We start from the raw sequence: 19,812 nt of genomic DNA, 5'->3' as shown, positions 1-19,812 counted from the left end.
TTTTTAACCTCCATGATTTTCTAGTATTAATAAGGCTTCTATTAAAGTTTTCGTATAAGGATGTACTGGATTCATAATGACATCTAACGTTTCTCCAGTTTCAACGATTTCTCCATTTTTTAGAACAATCAATCGATCGCAAAAGTCACGTGTTAACGCAATATCATGTGTAATAAATAAATAGGATGTACCTTCTTGTTGATTCATCCTTTTCATTAACCTAATTAAATCCAGGCGTAAAGATGTATCTAGCATAGAGGTCGGCTCGTCAGCTAATATCAGTTTCGGTTTACACACAAATGCTCTTGCTAACCCCACTCTTTGTCTTTCTCCACCGGATAATTCATGTGGATAACGATTCATATAATAGTCCGGGTCGAGATTCACACTACGAAGGGCCTCTTTAACTAATTGCGTTCTTTGCTCAAGATTGCCCTTTTCAATTTGTAAAATATGTAGGGACTCTCCAACAATCTCATGAATCTTCATTCGACTCGACAATGCCTCATATGGATCTTGAAAGACCATTTGAATATCTTTCGCTAATTGACGACGTACTTTCGTCTTCATTTTAGTTAGGTCATCACCAGCAAAAAGGATTTTTCCACTATCTGCTGTTTCTAAGCCACTTATTATACGACCAATCGTGCTCTTGCCTGCCCCACTTGCACCAATTAAACCGACAATTTCCCCTTCCTTCATGGAAAAAGAGACATTGGATAATACCTTTGTTTGCAAGGAAGATGAACGATAGAATGATTTCTTTAAAGAATTAATGCGTAATAAATCCGCACTCATCGGCTCACCTCCACTGTTTCTTTCTTCGGATATAGCGTTGGTATACTATCGATTAACACTCTCGTATAAGGGTTCGTAGATACCTTAGACAACTCAACAGATGGTCCTTCTTCTACCTTTTGCCCTTCCTTCATAATCATAAGTCGATCCGTCACGCTCAAAACGGAAGGAAGGTCATGGGAGATATAAATCATTGAAATACCTAACTCTTTTTGTAGTTTGCGTAATAATTGCACAATCTCTACCTGGACAATGACATCAAGTCCTGTTGTTGGTTCATCTGCAATAACGAGTTTGGGCTTATTAATTAAAGCCATCGCGATGATTACTCTCTGCTTCATTCCACCTGATAATTCATGCGGATAGGCGAAGCGCCATTTCTCATCCAAACCAACCTGTTGTAACACTTCAATAACACGCACATCCATTTCTTTGTTACTTAATTGATAATGGGCTCTGACGGCTTCTTGCAACTGCTTATCAATACGAATAACCGGATTTAGTGCATTCATGGCCGCTTGTGCAATATAGCCAATCTCCTTCCCTCGTATTTGTCTAAGCCCTTCATCATCAAAATGCTGTATGAGGTTACCTTCAAAGTAAATCTCACCTGACTCTTTCGCCGGTCTCTTTAATTGTTGAATAATCGCTGTAGCAATGGTTGACTTGCCACTTCCTGACTCACCAACAATACCTAGCACTTCACCATTTTTAACTACGAAACTAACATCATCAACAACAGAGCGATAATCACCTGATTTTGGATATGCAACTGTAAGACTCTCAACAGACAGCAGAATACCTTTTGAAGATTGATGTTCTTTTGTTTTGACAGGTTGTTTCTTCCTTTTTTCTCTTACAGAATAATCGCCTAAACGTGGATTGAATCTTTCTTCTAAGTAGTAGCCCATCAATGAAAAGGCTAAAACAACAATCACGATACATACGCCTGGAGGAATAATCCACCACACCCAAGCTTCTGTTAAAAAAGCACTTCGGCTATTCGCATAAAATAAAATACTTCCCCAACTCTTTGTTAACGGATCACCCATTCCTAAAAAGCTTAAAGACGATTCCATTAAAATAGCTGCATTCACTCCTGTTACGAACTGAGGAATAAAAATTGGTACCACGCCAGGTAAAATATGTTTATAAAATATATAAAAGTGGCTTGCGCCCATTGTTTTTGCTGCTAAAACAGGGCCAGTATGTTTGATAGAAAGGGTTTGTGCGCGAATTTGTCTCGCTTTACCTGCCCACATAACTAATGTAATAACAAACACTAAAGTAAAAATCCCAGCTCCCATATAAACTGCTACAACAATCATTAATGGCAGGAAAGGTAAGGTAAGAACGATATCTATTACTCGTAATACTACTGTTTCAAATCTACCGCCTATATATCCAGCTAACACACCTATTAAACCACCGATAAAAACTGCTAGAATAGCAGAGGCAATACCAATAAAGAGCGAAGTCCTAGCGCCAACAGCCAACTCCGCCAATATATCTTGCCCCATATCATTTGTACCTAATAGATGTTCAAGATTAGGAGATTGAAAGGGAGGTCCAGATGCTTTATAGGCATCGTAAGGAATAAGCATAGGTCCAAAAAGGGCAAATACCAACATGGCTGAGAATAAAACTAAACCCGTTAAGCCAATCCACTTTGTTGTTTTACGCATGAGTGATCTCCTCTCCCTTCTCTTCCTTCCTATTCCGCACACGCGGATCAAATAATGGATACGTTAAATCGGCAATTAAATTGGCCAATATGACACCCATTGTCACAAGTAAAAAGACACCTTGTAGCATAGGGAAGTCTCTAGCCGTTACGCTTTCATACAACAAGCGGCCAATCCCAGGGTATGAATAGACCGTTTCAATGACAACCGCTCCACCAAGTAATGTTCCCACACTTAATGTGAAATGGGTGTAAATTGGTAACAAAGCATTTCTTAAAGCATGCTTAAATACGAGTGCTCGTTTCTTAATTCCCTTCGCTTCAGCCACGGTCATATAATCTTGTCCTAATGATTCCAACATACTGGAGCGAGTGAGTAAATAATTAGAGCCGACTGTAGCTAACGTAATCGTAATCACTGGTAATATGGCATGGCTGATGACATCCTTGATATAACCCCAAGTGGTACCATCCTGTACCATTGAAACCGCTCCGAAAGTAGGAAACCAACCAAGCTGGACAGCGAATATCGATAGAAACATCATCCCGATCCAAAATCCAGGAATAGATTCCAATGTCAGCATGCCGGTTAATATGGTTAAATCACGTTTCTTCCCTCGGTTCCATGCCGAATATGCTCCCGCACTTACACCAATTACAAGACTAAGAATTAAAGCCGTCCCTACTAACAATAATGTCCATGGAATACGTTCTGCTAACACTTCTGTTACCGCGACACCATATTTTATTGAAGTGCCAAAATCTAAAGTGAAAACGCCTTTTAAGTACGTCCAATATTGCTCCCATAAAGAACCACCGAGGCCCAATGAATGTAGGGCCTCTTGTTTTTGTTCTGCTGTTAATTCATTGATTGTTGTTTCACCAAAGAAATATAATAACGGGTCACCCGGAGCGAGACGTGGCAAAGCAAAATTTATCGTTAAAGTAACAAATATCACTAATATATATTGACCTATTTTGTTTTTCACCTTCGCCAAATGCTTCATTTCTATCTAACTTCCTTACTCTACTACTTGCACTGGTGTAGTGGAGGAAACTTTACGTGCTTCTTCAGGTAAAAAGCTGAATTTATTTATAATACCAAAGCCTAAAGACTCAACATATTGATCATATACATCGGCGTTATACGCATAGATTTCTTCTGGATAATAAAGGGCAATCGCAGTTGGTTGCTCATTATATAGTGTTTGCATATCAAAAGAGATTGCTTTACGATCTTCGATTGTAGTCGCGTTCATCCAGTTCGATACTAACTCATCCATTTCTGGATAAGGTAGATCTTTCGTCCAAAGATAAGAAGATCGATGAGACATAATGAACTGATCCGGGTCAGCTACACCATGAGGACCAATTAAACTTACATAAGAATCAAAGTCATCTTCAGATACAGCCGCTGTATAAGTTGTTGGATCCATTGTTTTCACTTCGAACTGAATGCCGATTTCTTTCATTTGAGTTTGTAACATTTCCGCTGTACGGATATATAATGGCTCTGCAGAAGAAACACTAATATCAAGTTTTAAGTTTTCTCCTTCTGGTGTTTCACGATAGCCATCATTATTGCTATCTTCATATCCAAGTTCATCTAGCATGTTGTTAGCTTCTTCTACATTGAATGGTGTTGATAATTCAGGATTTGTCCGTGGTGAATCTGGATGCGGATACCCTTTTTCACCCGCTCTTCCTTGTCCTAAAAGAACTGTACTAACAATACTCTCACGATCAATGCCAAGAGAGATTGCTTGACGGAACTCCTCTGAGTTAAATGGTTCCATCTCATAATTCAATCCAAATTGTACGATTGATAGCGGCGATGTACTTGCCAACTTCATAGAGTCTGTTTTTTGTAAAGTTTCTTGTAATTCAGCTGGTACAGTTCTTGTCGTTGTATCAATCTCACCAGATGTCAAAGCATTGAACATCGCTGTTGAATCTTTAATGATTGGCATACTCAACTTGTTCACAGTCGGTGCACCCATAAAATAATCAGTATTTGCCTCAAATTGATAATATTGATCTGGTTCATATGCCGTTAATTTGAAAGGGCCTGTTCCAATAGCTAAATCCGTATGTTTGCGTGGATTCTCAACATTTTCCCAAATATGTTTTGGTAAGATTGGTAAATCGGCAAATGTGATGGTTGCCATTGAAGGACAAGCATAAGCGCATTTGAATTCTAATGTTTCCCCATCATCTAAAATCTCAATAGTATCAACCTTTGGCACTTCACTTACATGGTGCGTGTGACGGTTTGGTGGTCCATCACGGTAGTACTCATATGTAAACTTCACATCTTCAGCCGTAAAGTCTTCTCCATCATGCCACTTAATACCAGAACGAATTTTGACACGCCAAGTTGTATCATCTAACTGCTCTGCTGATTCTGCTAACCATGGTTGTGGCTCATCTACATAAGGGGATGGCGAAAATAATTTATCGTACACAAGATCTGTTAACCAATCCATGTTTCCTGTATAAATATTCAAGGGACCTACATCACTTGGGACCCCGATTTTCAATTCCTCTACTTCTACATTATTTTTATCCTCGCTACTAGCCTTTCCTTCAGATGATGACTCACTAGAGCTGCATCCAGCGATAATCATTAGTACAGCAAGACTAATAAGACCTAATACTTTCTTAAACATCCTCCCTATTTCCCCTCTCTTTTATATAAAATATATTAATATCATTTTTCAATAAGTAGATTATCATAGTTGAGAAAGATTATCAATATCATTTAAATGGAATAATATTCAATAAACCTTTTAAATATAGAGTTTTATTGACTTTGTTTTAGAAAAATATTCTCAGTATATTCTCAACTGGAAATTTTATCATTATAATTTTTTGGTTAATATTCAAAATATTGTTAAAACTATTTAGAGAAGGAACTCTTATTGAAGGAATCTAGGGGGAATTTGCTTGAAGTAGCGGTGCATTGCAATAGTGGATTGTCCTATGATTATAAAAGGAAAGTTTTTTGATTAGTGGATAAACCTGATACTGAAACTCTTTATCATAATCAAGGATTCAAGTTCCTCTTTTTAATTGTCTAACTTCTTATTAGCTTCGATTTTTCCTTTTACGTTGCTCATCCTCTCCTTTCCTTGCTTATTAGTTCTTAATCTGTTTCATTTTCTGAAAGAATACCCCATTGGCTCCGATTCTTTTTTACCTACATAAACCTCAGGAATTCCCAAAGATAAATACAAATATATTTCCAATCTTTTCAAGGGTTTTGTTTTATGAAGGCAGAACTATATGAAGTATGAGACGATTAGGAGGGATATACATGAACCAGTATAGCCAATTTACGAAATTTATGACGAAAGATAACCAAGGTGATGTATTAGTTAATCTTCTATTACAAGCATCTGAAGAAATGGAACGCCATCAGCCTTGTCAAATTTATCTTATTAATACGGCAAAAAAAGAAGAAAATATCGTTTATGTATATGAAGTGTGGTCGAGTAAAGAGGCCCACGAAGAGTCACTTACACTAGAAGTTTTTCAAAACCTAATTAAGCGAGCGAAGCCAATTATTGTAAATATAGAAGTGGTCAGCACTTTTGAATTTGTTGCTGGAAAAGGGGTATAACAATGATATAACAAAACTCACTATAGCCCCTTTAGAAGCGTTAGGGGCTATACTATTTTCAATAAAAACTTTACCTCGAGGAATCAGATTCTCACATGCCATTTTTTAACGTATGCGTTGATTTCATCCACTCCCTCTTCACAAGCTACTGCCACATGACCATCAGGACGAATCAGAAGGATTGTCCCCTCTTTTATACCGGCTTTTTCCACAATCTTTGAATATGGAAAAAAAGTAATAGGTATATTAACAGACTTTGTGTTAAATATTACATCTCCATATACATGAATTTGCCAGTTAAAAGACTGTAACAGATCATAGTTAGTACCAGTAGTAAATGCCACCCATGGTAGGCGGTCCCCAGCAGCTACTTTTCCAATTTCGCCAGTTGAAAGCATAGAATCACGATAATGAATCCGTATTTGTGAAACCACTTTGAATAACATATTTCTAACAGTAGTAAACTTCGTCAATTTAGGAATGAGCGTAGGTAGCACAATACTTCGTATCATCTGATTCCACCTGCCTTTTCCGACCATGATGGAGAATAAGCGGTCAGTGGTTGAGACTAATGTTTTCGCAAAAGCCATTCTCTCCTCTTCATACGAGTCAAGAACAGACGAATCCATTCTTCCATCAATGACAGCACCCAATTTCCAGGAAAGATTGATCGCATCACCAATACCTGTGTTCATCCCCTGTCCACCTGCGGGGCTATGAACATGACCGGCATCACCAGCAATAAATATCCTCCCTTTACGAAAATGCTCACTCATACGATGATGGACTTTGTAAGTGGAAAACCAGTTTACTTTTGTTATCACTATAGACAACTTTTCTTGTAAATACGGAGCTATATCGGAAAATTGTAATCCGTCCTTCTCTTTCAATAGTTCTGGGACAATACCAATTAAACGAAATGAACCGGTTGTACGAATAGGAAAAATAATACAAAATCCTTCGTCAAATAATCGCATCTGAAAACCGTTTGTTTCATTTGATTCACAATAGACATCTGCCACATAAAAGAGTTGTTCATAGGAACCTCCAATAAAATCAAAACCTAAAGCCTTTCGCACTGTACTATGCGAGCCATCACAACCGCAAACATATTGAAACACTTCATCTGACTTCTGTCCTTCCTTATTCAGAAGAGTACATACCTCATTTTCACCATCCGTGAAAGATTCTAGTTTGGTTTGCCATTCTACTTCCACACCATGTTCAGCAAGTAACTCAATGAGTACCTTTTCATGTTCATCTTGCGGCAAGCTTAAAATATATGGAAAGGGGCTTTGCCCTTCCCCCATGTTTTCCACATTTAATTTTGCTTTACGTTTGACATTTTTGAAGAATTGTAAATGTTTAATTTTAATTCCTCTATCAATAACATTATCAGCAATACCAAGTTGTTCGTAAAATTCAAGAATCCTTGCCTGAACGACCATTGCTCTCGATTCCTCACCAGAGCCCTTATTCTTATCGATAATTTTACATGGAATGTTTTGTTTAGTAAGGCCTAATGCTAAAGCTAACCCGGTCGGACCTGCGCCTACAATTAACACTTGATTATTCACAAGTACTCCCTCATCTCACTATTTTTTGGGCTTCAACTTTAGTGCTGTTAAGAAAATCACTATTATACTGACTAAACCAATCCAAAACTGGACGGAAATCAAATCCCATGAGAACGATTGCCCAAAATAGAATAACTCCCTCAATCCTTCTACTAGAAATCTCATTGGTAACCAAGAATAGATCCAAGTTTGATGGAATGAAGACATCATCTCAGGAGCCATAGATAATAATGGGGCGCCAAAGAATAATAGAAGCGCGAAAATAGCAATACCCTTAATGCCTAACAAAGATAAAACAGCTAAGATCATTAAAAAGAAACAGAAGGATGTAGCTGATAAAAATAACGCCGTGTCCATAAATGATGGAATGTTCATTCCAACTAGGTCTTCCGCTAACCATGGCAGACCAAATCCAATGATTAAAGAAGCAAACAGACCAATTACAATTTGGCCCACTTTTATAGTAATGTTTTCTTTACGTGAATGTACGGTCATTTTGTTCACAGCAATAAACAATATTGCTGCAATTGCCATGACTGCAATCCAAAGTGGCTGGAATAAAGAGACTGGTGCATTACCATTTGCGCTGTTTTCTCCAACCGCATTCACGTTCTGATGATTCACTGCAATCGGTTCAGCTAACACCTCTGCTTGTGAAACAGAAACAGCTGTATCTGCCGTTTTTAACTCCGCAAAAATTTGCGCACGTAACTGCTGATTTAATTGATCAACCATTTGATTAAGCATTTGATTAGCCATAGAGGAGGCAGCGGCATTCATCCCTTGATTAATGATGATATCGATTTCAGGATTTGCTGGATGATTTGTTTTTAATGAAGCTTGTTTTTCACTGAAATCTTTTGGTATGACAAGAGCAGCATAATATTCTTGGTTATCGAGACCTTCTACTACTTTTTCCTTGTTTTTTACCTCGACCCACTTCACTGCAGCTTCATCATCATCTGTACTACTACCCGCTTCCCTGATGTTTTCAACCATCGTCTCCCCTATATTGATAGATCCTTGATTATTTACTTCCATCCCTTCATCCTCATTGACTATCGCAACAGGTAAGTTTTCAGGTGTGGGATTAACTGTTGGAAATAACGTCAGTGAAAAGATAAACATTATAACAAATGCGAGAATGGGTGTAGCCAATGTTAATTTATCTTTAAAAATTTTCATATGGTCGCCTTCCTTTTTAAGATATAATATTAAACAACACGTTGTTGGTTATAATTATAAATATCAAGAGGTTGGCCATTCAATAATCAAAAAGAGAGAATCTGTTCTTTATGGAACCTATTCTTATAATCTGTCGCTTATGGAGGGATTTTTTTGACAAACAAGAATCAAGATTTACGGGTAACACGCACAAGACAAGCTATTCGAAAAGCAATCGCGGAATTAATTGAAGAAAAGGGTTTTGAAGCAGTAACAGTGAAAGATATTACAACAAGAGCCGGAATCAATAGAGGAACCTTTTATGCACATTATGAGGATAAATACGATTTGATGAATAAATGTCAGGAAGAAATTATGCTTGGATTATCTGAGATTGCTCAGAAAAACATCCCTAAAGTATATGAACAAGTCAATCAATACCCTGGTGGTTCGTTTTCACTAATCATAGGTATTTTCCAATACATTGAACACCATAAAGACTTTCTGAAAGCCATTTTAGGACCAAAAGGTGATCTTTCTTTCCAAACAAAGGTAAAAAAATTTATGTTCAAAAAGCTATTCGATGACCCCAATGGGCCACTGATTAAAGAAGATCAACTACTTGTTCCAAGAGAATACTTAATATCTTATATCGCTTCAGCACATATTGGTGTCCTGCAACAATGGTTACTTGGGGATAAGAATGAAACACCTGAAGAAATAGCTCATATATTATCCACCATTACCCTGAATGGACCATTCTATGCTGCTGGGATTAAAAAGCAATAACTCCATACAAACCCTACCTTTTTCACTATATATCTAAACCTGTCCCATTATAAAATAGGTGTAAAAAAGGAGCAATCCATATGTTCATTGCCGTAATAGGGTTTATCTTTGTCATGGCTACTTTATTTTCTATAGAACGTAAATTAGCTAAATCTAATGAATTGCATGAAGAAATGATTGCGTTATTGAAGGAAAAGGAAAAGAAAGAATAACCTAAATTATTTATCCAAAAGCCTGCGAGGCAATGGCAAATAGTTGATCCGTTCTTGTTGGTATCTTATTTGAATGTAACATCATCATTGGTGGCTCATTAATCAACTCAAAACCGGCTGCTACTAGCAATTCCTGCAGCTCGTTTTGTTGTGATAAAATATCTATCCTTACGCCATTTCCTTCTCTTTTCTTAAGCTGACTGATGATTTGAAATGCTGAGTGGGTATCTGGTGCAACGATTGGGCCAAGAATCGTATAAACTGGACCAAAAATTGAAAGACCGTACCCGGTTATCTTTCCTTCCTTACTTTTAAGGATTAAGCAATCTTTACTTTGTCTAATTCTCTCCGAGAGGAACTGTGTTCGATTAGCACCAAAGGCTTTCTCATCTAGGGCAACCACTTCTTGAAAATCCTTTTGCTGAAATGGCACCACTTGTGGCGAGGATATAAGCTTATGATTGTTTAAAAAATGAGTTGGCGCAATCAATTTCTTTACTGCCCCTGCCATGTGGAAACCGATTTTTTCATACACCGGCCGCCCATTGGCAGTTGCGATTAATTGAATGATTGTTTGCTCATCTACTTGGCCAATACATTCCTTCATTAAGGCCCTTGCTAACCCCTTTCCTCGGTACTCCTCATGAACAATCACCATACCAATCGAAGCAGCCTTCTCCCCGTATGGAATAATTGCTGCAGACGACACTACCTCATTAGCTTCATTTTTATGTCCAAAAACCTTACTTGAATTTAAAATAGTCGTTACTTCAGCTTGATCATAATCCCAGCCAACAGATTGTGATAGTCGAATGATGCCATCAATGTCTTGGTGGGTCAACATTTGTAGTTTCATATTATCTTGTCATCCATTCATTTTTTAATAAGGAAAAAATACAAGCATCATGTGACTCTCCATTCTGATAGAGATATTGTCTCAGTATGCCTTCTTGCTGAAATCTGAAACGATTAAGCAATTCAATCGAAGCTTTATTTTGAGGAAAAGTAATTGCACCAACACGATTTAATTGTAATGTTTCAAATGTGTATTGTAATACCTTTTCTAGAGTCTCACTTGCTATCCCTTTTCTCCAAAAATCTGGATGGAGCTCATAACCGATTTCTGCTCTAGACTGACCTCTATTCAATAAGTTAAGGCCAACTGTACCAATTAGTTTCTCAGAATCTTTCAGTACGATTGCCCATCTGATTCCCCGCTGCTTCTGAAAAGTCTCCTTCATGAGTTTAATCATATTTACTGCTTGGTTATAATCCGTCAAAGTATCCATACCATAATATCTCGTCACTTTTTCATTCGATAAAACCGCATAATATTCCCAAGCATATACTTCTTTTACTTCTAATAATTTTAAACGACTTGTTTCTAATTCAGGAAAACCTTCCATTACCATACCACCTTTCATTAAAGGTTAGACCTAACATAGAACCGAAAAGTAAACCGCATGTGTTGAAACTTGAGCCTTTGGCGTTAATAACGACCCATTCTGTATTAATCCGTTTGCGATAAATTTCGTTTCATTAAACACATCAGAATTTTCTAGATATTCAAGCGGTAAACCGACTATATAATTTCTCCGCTTCAGCCCACCTGCCGATGCCAATAAATGAGGAGAACTTGAAATGCTCCCAATTTTATAGTCATGTTTAAAAAGCTTGTTTTAATCAATTGTAGTAACCGCTCTTCTTCTAAAACAATAGATATATCCAGAACACAGACTAATCCAGCTTCACCTCGAACCGGTTCCTCGCTCACTCCCACAGTAATAATCTGTTTATTTCCTTGCATTAACACAGATTGTACCACACTTAATTCGTATTCACTGAACTGCGGATACCATACAATCGCTGTTTTTTCATTCTTACCTCCAGTTGATATCGAATAATAATATAATAGTACACTATGAAAATGATTGTGGCTCCGATTTCTAAAAATCTTTTATCGCTGCTAATTATCTAATTGATCTATTTCATCCATTTAAGGTTTTCATTGAGCATTTAGAAGGCAGTCACACTTCTTTAGTTCGAAACAAGTTGAGAAAAGGAACTGAGCGCTTCACAAATGAGGTTTGCGAGTCTCTCAAGGTGAGAAAAGAGAATGAGTGCCTCGCAAATGAAGTTTGTGAGGCACTCAAGATGAGAAAAGAGAATGAGCGCTTCGCAAATGAGGTTTGTGAGTCTCTCAGTAAGAGAAAAGGAACTGAGCGCCTCGCAAATGAAGTTTGTGAGTCTCTCAAGATGAGAAAAGAGAATGAGCGCTTCGCAAATGAGGTTTGTGAGTCTCTCAAGATGAGAAAAGAGAATGAACGCTTCGCAAATGAGGTTTGCGAGTCTCTCAGTAGGAGAAAAGAAACTGAGCGCTTCGCAAATGAGGTTTGTGAGTCTCTCAAGATGAGAAAAGAGAATGAACGCTTCGCAAATGAGGTTTGCGAGTCTCTCAGTAGGAGAAAAGAAACTGAGCGCTTCGCAAATGAGGTTTGCGAGTCTCTCAAGGTGAGAAAAGAGAATGAGCGCCTCGCAAATGAAGTTTGTGAGTCTCTCAGTAAGAGAAAAGGAACTGAGCGCCTCGCAAATGAAGTTTGTGAGTCACTTAAGATGAGAAAAGAGAATGAGCGCTTCGCAAATGAAGTTTGCGAGTCTCTCAGTAAGAGAAAAGGAACTGACCGCTTCGCAAATGAGGTTTGCGAGTCTCTCAAGGTGAGAAAAGAAACTGAGCGCTTCGCAAATGAGGTTTGTGAGTCACTTAAGAACAAAGGAAGCAACAAGAACAAAAACGACAGCTAATAATAAACCGAATTTCACCCAGCCCCTCTTCGTTAATTTCTTTTGCTCGTTTTTATCTTTTCTAATTAAAAATGCGATTGAGAGGAAGGCAATCATAAAGACGAGAAACGGGAAAAAGACATTCATCGTTTCACCACTTTCATTGATTAATAGATTTTTGCAAAAATAACAAAGCTTAGAAAAACGGTGATAATCATTAGGGCACCTAGCAAGTTTAACAATTGTATGGCTGTTATACTGATGACACTGAATTGCAATAATCCGCTAAAAACAAAATAGTATAGCAAAAGAGCGATAAAAGAAGCTGATAACCCCTTTGTCCGGATTAAACGCATTCGTTCATCCTTTTGCTTCCATTCTGGATATAAATAACCTAAACAATAGCACATAATTGCGATCGCAAGGGGCATCAAGAAAGTCATGGTCAGTTCTGTCGCTAAAATCGATACAGTCAGTAAAAATAGCGAAATGATGAGATGAAAAGATCCAATAACAATAAATATTCTTCTTGAACCTTCCATTTTACTCCTCTCCTTTCAATGGCTTTTCATATATAAAAATATCTTCTATCTTTGCTTGAAATAAATGAGCAATTTCAAAGGCGAGTGGTAAGGAGGGGTTATATTTTCCTTTTTCAATTGAAATAATTGTTTGCCTTGAAACGCCTAAAGTGGAAGCTAAACGATCTTGGGAATAACCAAACTCTTTTCTATAGTGCATTAAACGATTCTCCATATGTACCACTCCTAATTATATCCATTTTATAGTAAAGTTACCTTAACGTCAAGTTAACTTTACATTTTCTTCTTCGAAAAAAAACGACTTTCCTTATGAAAAGTCGCTTGTGGTAGTTGCGTTATGTAGCAGAATCGGTCTGTTTATCTTCTTGATATTCAAGTATGTCACCAGGCTGGCAATCTAATGCTTTGCAGATTGCTTCTAACGTGGAGAACCTTACTGCTTTTGCTTTACTATTTTTTAGAATGGACAAATTCGCCATCGTGATGCCTACTCGTTCTGATAATTCTGTTACACTCATTTTTCTTTTTGCTAACATTACATCGATATTGACGATAATGGCCACATTCTCACCTCAGATGGTCAAATCATTTTCTGACTTTATTTTTAATACATTATATAAAAGTTCTTGAAGGACTGCGGAAAAAATCGAGAGAATCGTTGTTACAAATATAATAGCAAATCCCATCAAAGCCACTCCTGGATGTAGGGCATCTTGCGTAAATAAAAAGATCATACCAATTAGATAGATTACACTAATACTAGCACAGGAATATTTAATAGCTCTTAGTGCAGCTACGGAATGCTCAGAAAAACTTTCATTTACACTAATATATCTTAACAGCTTAAATCCTTGATACAAAGTAAAATAGAACGGGATTGCAGTTAGGTACATCCCAAATAATACGGGATATTTTAAATAAGCATGTGCTGGATTCAGCTCTGCTGTTTCTTTTGCTAAAAAAGGCAAGCCGATGCAGATCCCTAACACAATCAAGCCAAGAATCACAATCACCACTTTTAAAAAAAGAACTTTCCCTTGTCTCATAAACACACCTCACAAATTCTAATTATGCCTATCTTACCTCATTATTTATTGAAAAACAATAAATATTTATTTCTTACCGTCCTATGTTTTTGGAATATGAAATAGCTAAACATGAATATCCACTCATGCCAGCAAAAGTATTCAATGTATAGATATAATAAAGTTGTTTAAATTCAAGTTACAAGATAAGGGGTTTGGGACATAGGTATTCTAGCTAAGGATTTTATCCGAATAATTAGTAGTCCAACATCTAATCACTCATATTTTTGTAATTTATCTCTTGATGTGAAGTAATAGTGGAATGAAACAGAAGGCACTCGACTACTGCGAGAAATAGAGGGAAAGCTGAGGCACCGTAGGCAATGCCGAGGAGGCTCAGCCCCTCCCCGCGGAAAGCGAGTGTACGCGAGCGCAATGGAACGTTTTTTTTGCAATGATATCTTATAAACCATAATTTGTTATTGTTCGTTTTTGAGGCTAGCTCATTTAGTTATGTCCCAGCCCTTGTTAATGTTTTTTTTATATCTGTTTATATAATCCTTAAAAAATGAGTAAATAAATCTTTTTTGCTTTTTATACTCATTCACCCTATCATTTTATAACGCAACCAATCATGATGGATTGACTTTCATTTAAGTCTGGATTATTAGCATCAAGGTTTTTCTAAACTTCTGGTCACTAAAGTATATCGTATTAAACGTCTTTAGACTCATTGAGAAAATCTAATATTTTTCTCCAAGAATCTTTTGCGGCTGCTGCATTGGTTGATTTAGTACCACCAAAAGTCATTGTCATGCCTCCCCCAACGTTCATTAATACATTGGCAGGAAGGTTGACGAAGCTGTACGGAAAAGATATAAAGTGGCCTGCACCCTTATAATACAAATAACGATTCTGACTAGAATTATTTTTAGCGTGTTTTAACTTCTCTTCCATCATTTTTACATACCTTGCTGATGGCCATAGTTGATCATCTTCCCCTGAAATGAACATTACAGGGGCTTTTATATTCTCAACGGGAATTCTTGATTCCCTAATCCCACCCTCTTCATTCAACGTATTATCCCAAATCGAAAGATAGGAAATGGGTTGTTTTAATATCCAGTTTTTAAGTAAAGTGAACATGGTGGAAAAGCGATATTTAAACCTTATATATGGTAATGGCCGTTTTTCCATTGTCCATGAGGGTATCGGTGCAAAAATCCCATTTTTCATACCCGCAGTTACATAAGCACTAGGTGCACATGCAATGACTGATTTGTAGTAATCAAATGTAGCTCCCAAGAGTAAGGCAAGTTCACCACCTCTCGAATAACCAATTAAGCTTACCTTTCCCTTCACAAAAGGGTGTTCTTGCAGCCAAATAGTTGCTTTTTGAAAGTACTCTAATGGGATATGTTCTAGGTCCTTCGGTACACCTACTTCCCCAAAATAAGACAAGGCTAATGTTATATAACCTTTTGAAGCTAATAAAGCAGCTGCATGTTCCTTCGATCCACCATCGGAACCACTTAATATAATAATAGCAGGATATTTTCCTTGTGATTCAGGACGAAATAACGTTCCTTTAACTTCTTCAAACTGGATATCTTCTTTTTTTATGCCAGATTTATAAAAATATCGGAAAATAGTTAATGAATCTACCTCTTCCCCATTTACTATTAAAAACAAATTGATCGTAACTTTATCCATGTTGCTTTTCTCATAATAATCATCCAATTTTGAATCAGCGTGTTTCATAGACCAAAACAAACCAGAACCATCCACTTCATTATATGTCCCTTCCATTGGCTTCTGAGAATTTACGTCGATATCACCTTCATTATTAGCTACAAATCTAGCATACGAATAAAACATTTTTCCTTTTTCATCATATGTTATTGCTTTTATAAGGACTTCTGCATCGGCCGAACACCCAGTTACTTTAATCATTACATCTTCATCAATATACGAATCAATTGGGCTAATTTGCAAAGCTGGTCCCATGTAATCCCCTCACTTCACTTTATTAGACTAAGATTTCAAAAGAACACTTCCAAAACAATTTACAGCCTCGTATGTTCGAGAGCGTTCATTCTTAATAGATGAACAATAAACCAAATATTCTTCTAATCTGACACCTATCAAAACCCTCAGTGGCATCCCCTATAGCAGTAGTGTTTCATAGTTGATTTATTACACCTTATAAGTCTTTATTCCTCAATTGTGGTTTAAATGACAGTAATAATTAATAACCTTCGAAATTTTCATTAAATATTATCTGTGTTTTCAAAATTATACAACAACTAAATTACTACAATTAAATCCAAAATAATGATTTACTTCATTAAAGAATTGTATGATAATAATTGGAAAAAAACTCTATAAATGGATATAGCATATTTTGGTTAAATCTTAGAATATCGTAATAATTTTTTCAAATCTCATTATCTATAGATTGATAGATTCATTTTAATAAATTTTCTGTGTGAAGGATGAAACAAATGAAGATACTAACAAAGAGGAAATGGATTTTTATTATTTTTTTTCTCATAGTTATTACAATTATCCGCGTGTCTTGGATGAACTTCATAGAGAAATTAGATTATCCATCGGCTCCTACTGCAAAACAAGGGGAATTAGATTTACGGAGTTGGGATTTCTCGAGTAAACAAACATTTATGTTAAATGGAGAATGGGAATTCTATCCACATTCTCTCGCAACATCAAACTCACTTCCCGAACATAATAAAAAATATCTGCGCATTCCTTCCATTAGTTCCTGGGATGGATCATTTGAAGGGAAGGATGACTTCCGGTATGGCACATATAGGTTAAAAATTTTGATTAATGATACGGATATTCCTACTCTTGGATTACGGCTAAATTCTGTCAAAGATGCAACATTAATCTATGTGAATGGACAACTTATAGGGGGCTCAGGGACCCCAGCTATAAAAGAAAATCAGCATGAAGCAGATACAATACCTTATTCCGTTAGTTTTGACACAGATAAGAGTGAAATTGAATTGCTGATTCATGTATCGAGTAATCTTAAAGAAGCAGGAATTTTAAAACCCATTCGTTTGGGAACGATTGATGCCATTAACCACCGAGTTTACATTTCAAACAATTTACAATTATTGCTTTGTGTTGTTTTAACTTTACATCTAATATATGGAATCATTTTATTCTTTATTGGATCAACTCAAAGAAAAGTGATGGTTTATTTTTCGCTATTATTATTTTCTGCGGTTATTAGTGTATTAGCATCCGATGATAGATTGTTATTTACATGGTTGAGTATCGATTATGAACTCCAGGTAAAAATCACCTTTTTATCATATATTGGTATTGCGGCTTTTATTCCGCCCTTTATTCACAATCTATTTCCTAACCCGAGAAATAAACGAATGATAAGTTACTTTTCTTTATATTGTATGTTGGATATAGGCTTTGTCTTAATTTCATCATCCAAGGACATTATTAATCTAATCCAGATTGTACTTGGTAGTGTGCTAATAATATCTGTAATGATATCCATCAATATCCTTCGAAAGTTTATAAATGAAATAGAAGGAATCATCTTCATTATCATAGGTTGTTTAAGTATAGCTGTTAATTTAATATGGACAAGTAATTTGAGCGATGCTTCCATTGATGTGATGCATTATCCTTTTGATCTTATTTTTGCAATATTATCTTTTACGGCATTTTGGTTTAAACGTTTTTTTATCGCTACATCAGATGCAAAAAAACTGGCTGAGCAATTACAGCTGGCAGATCAACGGAAAGATGATTTCTTAATTAAAACTTCTCATGAGTTAAGGAACCCATTACATGGAATTATGAATATGATTCAAACAATACTTGATGATAAAGATAAACCACCTAGTAACGAGCACAAAAAACATTTAAGTATAGCCATTGACATAAGTAAGAGGCTCTCCCTACTTTTGAATGATCTACTTGATGTCACTCGTTTAAAACAAAAAACAATTCAACTAAATATGAACAGAGTTAATTTGCAAGTCGTAACAGCAGGGGTCATTGATATGTTGAAATTCCTTGGAGATAAAAAACCGGTTAAATTTAAAATCGAAATATCAAACACATTCCCTCCAGTCCTAGCAGATGAGAATAGACTCATACAAATCTTGTTCAATTTATTACATAATGCTTTGAAATTCACCGATGAAGGTATCATTATAATTCGTGCTTCAAGAATAAATGGAATGGCTCATATTGAAATTGAAGATACGGGAGTAGGAATGAATCCTGAAGAAATAGAGAGAATTTTTAAGCCTTTTGAACAAGCTAGTGAGAATAATAGAACGGATAGTAGTGGCATAGGTATTGGTCTTAGTATTTGTAAGGAATTAGTTAAACTGCACAATGGAGATTTATCCTTAAAATCAACTTCAGAAAAAGGCTCTATTTTTACATTTTCTCTTCCCATACTAAATAAGAGTGTAGAAGCAGAAGGCACTTCTCCGTCAAAGATAGAGAATCAAATGATGGATAAAGTTGCTGCAACTATCGAACATGTTCATCCAGATCAATTTTGTGATTTAAAAGATATTCATCTGAATAAAAGAATGAAGATACTAGCAGTCGATGATGACCCCATTAATTTATATGTTCTACAAAATGTTTTAAAAAATGATGGTTATGAAATAACCACAGTATCAAACGGTTTTCAAGCAGTAGCTAAACTTGAAATTGAATCCTATGACCTGGTCATTTCCGATGTAATGATGCCTCAAATGTCTGGTTATGAACTTACCAAAATTATTAGAAACCGTTTTAGCTTAATTGAACTTCCTGTACTTTTATTAACTGCTAGAACACGGTCTGAAGATATCTTGACAGGGTTACAATCAGGAGCAAATGATTATATAACAAAACCAGTTGATAGTTGGGAGTTAAAAGCAAGAGTGAGGGCTTTATCGGAATTAAAATTGACTTTTGAAGAAAGGCTACGTATGGAGGGAGCTTGGTTACAATCCCAAATCCAACCTCATTTTATATTTAACACTTTAAACTCAATTGCAGCCCTTAGTATGATGGATACACCAAGAATGCAACTACTACTTGAAGAGTTTAGCAATTATTTACGCCTAAGTTTTGACTTTAAAAATACTGAACCTACTGTTCCACTTGATTATGAGCTTTCCCTTGTTCGTTCTTATATTTATATCGAAAATGAAAGATTTAGCAACCGTCTAACGGTTGTTTGGGAAATAGATGACCCTATTGATATACATGTACCGCCACTTTCTATCCAAACACTTGTGGAGAACGCTGTGAAACATGGCATCCTCAAAAAAACAAGTGGAGGTACGATTCGTATACAAATAAGAAAACAGAATACTTTTACTACTATCTCTATAATTGATAATGGCCAAGGGATACCTGAAGATAAACTTCAAAATATTTTTAATCAAAAAGATGATTACTCAAAAGAACAGGGCATCGGCTTACTTAATACAGACCGTAGATTAAGACAACTATATGGAAAAGGGCTAGTATTGAAAAGTAAAACTGGTCAAGGAACCGTTGTTAGTTTTTCTATTCCTAATAATGAGTAGTTTGATTTTAACTACTTTATAAAAATC

The 19,812-nt window shown here is 36.3% G+C and carries 19 protein-coding genes; 5 read left to right on the top strand and 14 right to left on the bottom strand.

From position 1 onward, the window contains the following. Positions 1–3: 3 nt before the first annotated feature. The 4 genes from MKX83_RS04645 to MKX83_RS04630 are packed head-to-tail and all read right to left on the bottom strand — an operon-like array spanning position 4 to position 5,151. The gene (locus MKX83_RS04645) at positions 4–798 is read right to left on the bottom strand and encodes an ABC transporter ATP-binding protein (RefSeq protein WP_340977994.1); all 795 of its coding nucleotides are present in this window, start codon (positions 796–798) and stop codon (positions 4–6) included. After that, positions 795–2,483, bottom strand: coding sequence for a dipeptide/oligopeptide/nickel ABC transporter permease/ATP-binding protein (locus tag MKX83_RS04640; protein WP_341054345.1), 1,689 nt, complete (start codon positions 2,481–2,483; stop codon positions 795–797). The genes MKX83_RS04645 and MKX83_RS04640 overlap by 4 nt, the downstream gene beginning before the upstream one ends. After that, entirely contained in the window at positions 2,476–3,489 is a 1,014-nt protein-coding gene (locus MKX83_RS04635; RefSeq protein WP_328198441.1) for an ABC transporter permease, read from the bottom strand. Before MKX83_RS04635 ends, MKX83_RS04640 begins: the two co-directional genes overlap by 8 nt. A gap of 15 nt (positions 3,490–3,504) precedes the next feature. Next, the gene (locus MKX83_RS04630; RefSeq protein WP_341054342.1) at positions 3,505–5,151 is read right to left on the bottom strand and encodes an ABC transporter substrate-binding protein; all 1,647 of its coding nucleotides are present in this window, start codon (positions 5,149–5,151) and stop codon (positions 3,505–3,507) included. A 647-nt stretch (positions 5,152–5,798) separates the two neighbouring features. On the opposite strand from MKX83_RS04630, the gene MKX83_RS04625 reads away from it, so the two are divergent. Then, positions 5,799–6,104, top strand: coding sequence for a putative quinol monooxygenase (locus MKX83_RS04625; protein ID WP_095370505.1), 306 nt, complete (start codon positions 5,799–5,801; stop codon positions 6,102–6,104). Between the two features lie 83 nt (positions 6,105–6,187). Here the strand turns inward: MKX83_RS04625 and MKX83_RS04620 are convergent, their stop codons facing one another. Then, positions 6,188–7,681, bottom strand: coding sequence for an FAD-dependent monooxygenase (locus MKX83_RS04620; RefSeq protein WP_341054340.1), 1,494 nt, complete (start codon positions 7,679–7,681; stop codon positions 6,188–6,190). A gap of 18 nt (positions 7,682–7,699) precedes the next feature. Continuing rightward, a complete protein-coding gene (locus MKX83_RS04615) occupies positions 7,700–8,860 on the bottom strand; it encodes a YhgE/Pip domain-containing protein (protein WP_307315371.1) in 1,161 nt (386 codons plus the stop codon). Between the two features lie 159 nt (positions 8,861–9,019). Between MKX83_RS04615 and MKX83_RS04610 the strand changes: the two genes are divergently transcribed. Together MKX83_RS04610 and MKX83_RS04605 are read left to right on the top strand one after the other, a co-directional pair. After that, a complete protein-coding gene (locus tag MKX83_RS04610; RefSeq protein ID WP_095370507.1) occupies positions 9,020–9,634 on the top strand; it encodes a TetR/AcrR family transcriptional regulator in 615 nt (204 codons plus the stop codon). Between the two features lie 80 nt (positions 9,635–9,714). Beyond that, complete coding sequence (locus tag MKX83_RS04605) at positions 9,715–9,846, top strand: hypothetical protein (protein ID WP_267892255.1); 132 nt, start codon at positions 9,715–9,717, stop codon at positions 9,844–9,846. A 10-nt stretch (positions 9,847–9,856) separates the two neighbouring features. Here MKX83_RS04605 and MKX83_RS04600 read toward each other — a convergent pair whose 3' ends face one another. Both MKX83_RS04600 and MKX83_RS04595 read right to left on the bottom strand, forming a co-directional pair. Beyond that, on the bottom strand, positions 9,857–10,702 hold the full coding sequence (locus tag MKX83_RS04600) for a GNAT family N-acetyltransferase (RefSeq protein ID WP_322910109.1): 846 nt from the start codon (positions 10,700–10,702) through the stop codon (positions 9,857–9,859). A gap of 1 nt (position 10,703) precedes the next feature. Then, positions 10,704–11,252: a GNAT family N-acetyltransferase gene (locus MKX83_RS04595; RefSeq protein WP_322910110.1), complete on the bottom strand. Its 549-nt coding sequence runs from the start codon at positions 11,250–11,252 to the stop codon at positions 10,704–10,706. Positions 11,253–12,000: 748 nt separating this feature from the next. Here MKX83_RS04595 and MKX83_RS04590 point away from each other — a divergent pair. Next, positions 12,001–12,648 carry a hypothetical protein gene (locus MKX83_RS04590; protein WP_341054336.1) on the top strand — a complete coding sequence of 216 codons (648 nt, stop codon included), beginning with the start codon at positions 12,001–12,003 and terminating at the stop codon, positions 12,646–12,648. Here MKX83_RS04590 and MKX83_RS04585 read toward each other — a convergent pair. From MKX83_RS04585 to MKX83_RS04560, 6 genes are all read right to left on the bottom strand, one after another. Next, entirely contained in the window at positions 12,604–12,774 is a 171-nt protein-coding gene (locus tag MKX83_RS04585; protein ID WP_322910113.1) for a DUF3976 domain-containing protein, read from the bottom strand. The genes MKX83_RS04590 and MKX83_RS04585 overlap by 45 nt on opposite strands. Positions 12,775–12,794: 20 nt before the next feature. Further along, positions 12,795–13,169, bottom strand: coding sequence for a permease (locus tag MKX83_RS04580; RefSeq protein ID WP_307314954.1), 375 nt, complete (start codon positions 13,167–13,169; stop codon positions 12,795–12,797). Position 13,170: 1 nt separating this feature from the next. Continuing rightward, positions 13,171–13,383 carry a helix-turn-helix transcriptional regulator gene (locus MKX83_RS04575; RefSeq protein ID WP_095370514.1) on the bottom strand — a complete coding sequence of 71 codons (213 nt, stop codon included), beginning with the start codon at positions 13,381–13,383 and terminating at the stop codon, positions 13,171–13,173. Positions 13,384–13,504: 121 nt separating this feature from the next. Then, on the bottom strand, positions 13,505–13,732 hold the full coding sequence (locus MKX83_RS04570; protein ID WP_095370515.1) for a helix-turn-helix domain-containing protein: 228 nt from the start codon (positions 13,730–13,732) through the stop codon (positions 13,505–13,507). A gap of 9 nt (positions 13,733–13,741) precedes the next feature. Beyond that, the gene (locus MKX83_RS04565) at positions 13,742–14,215 is read right to left on the bottom strand and encodes a DUF2975 domain-containing protein (RefSeq protein ID WP_224934506.1); all 474 of its coding nucleotides are present in this window, start codon (positions 14,213–14,215) and stop codon (positions 13,742–13,744) included. A 693-nt stretch (positions 14,216–14,908) separates the two neighbouring features. Continuing rightward, positions 14,909–16,201 (bottom strand): acyl-CoA thioesterase/bile acid-CoA:amino acid N-acyltransferase family protein, encoded by a 1,293-nt coding sequence (locus MKX83_RS04560; RefSeq protein WP_341054334.1) that lies wholly within the window; start codon positions 16,199–16,201, stop codon positions 14,909–14,911. 674 nt (positions 16,202–16,875) lie between these two features. Between MKX83_RS04560 and MKX83_RS04555 the strand changes: the two genes are divergently transcribed. Further along, positions 16,876–19,785 carry a hybrid sensor histidine kinase/response regulator gene (locus MKX83_RS04555; protein ID WP_341054332.1) on the top strand — a complete coding sequence of 970 codons (2,910 nt, stop codon included), beginning with the start codon at positions 16,876–16,878 and terminating at the stop codon, positions 19,783–19,785. Positions 19,786–19,812 lie beyond the last annotated feature (27 nt).

It is taken from the genome of Cytobacillus sp. FSL M8-0252 (assembly GCF_038007345.1).
GTDB lineage: Bacteria > Bacillota > Bacilli > Bacillales > Cytobacillaceae > Cytobacillus > Cytobacillus kochii.
The sequence above is the reverse complement of the archived record's forward strand: the minus strand, read 5'-3'. Positions and strand labels throughout refer to the sequence as shown.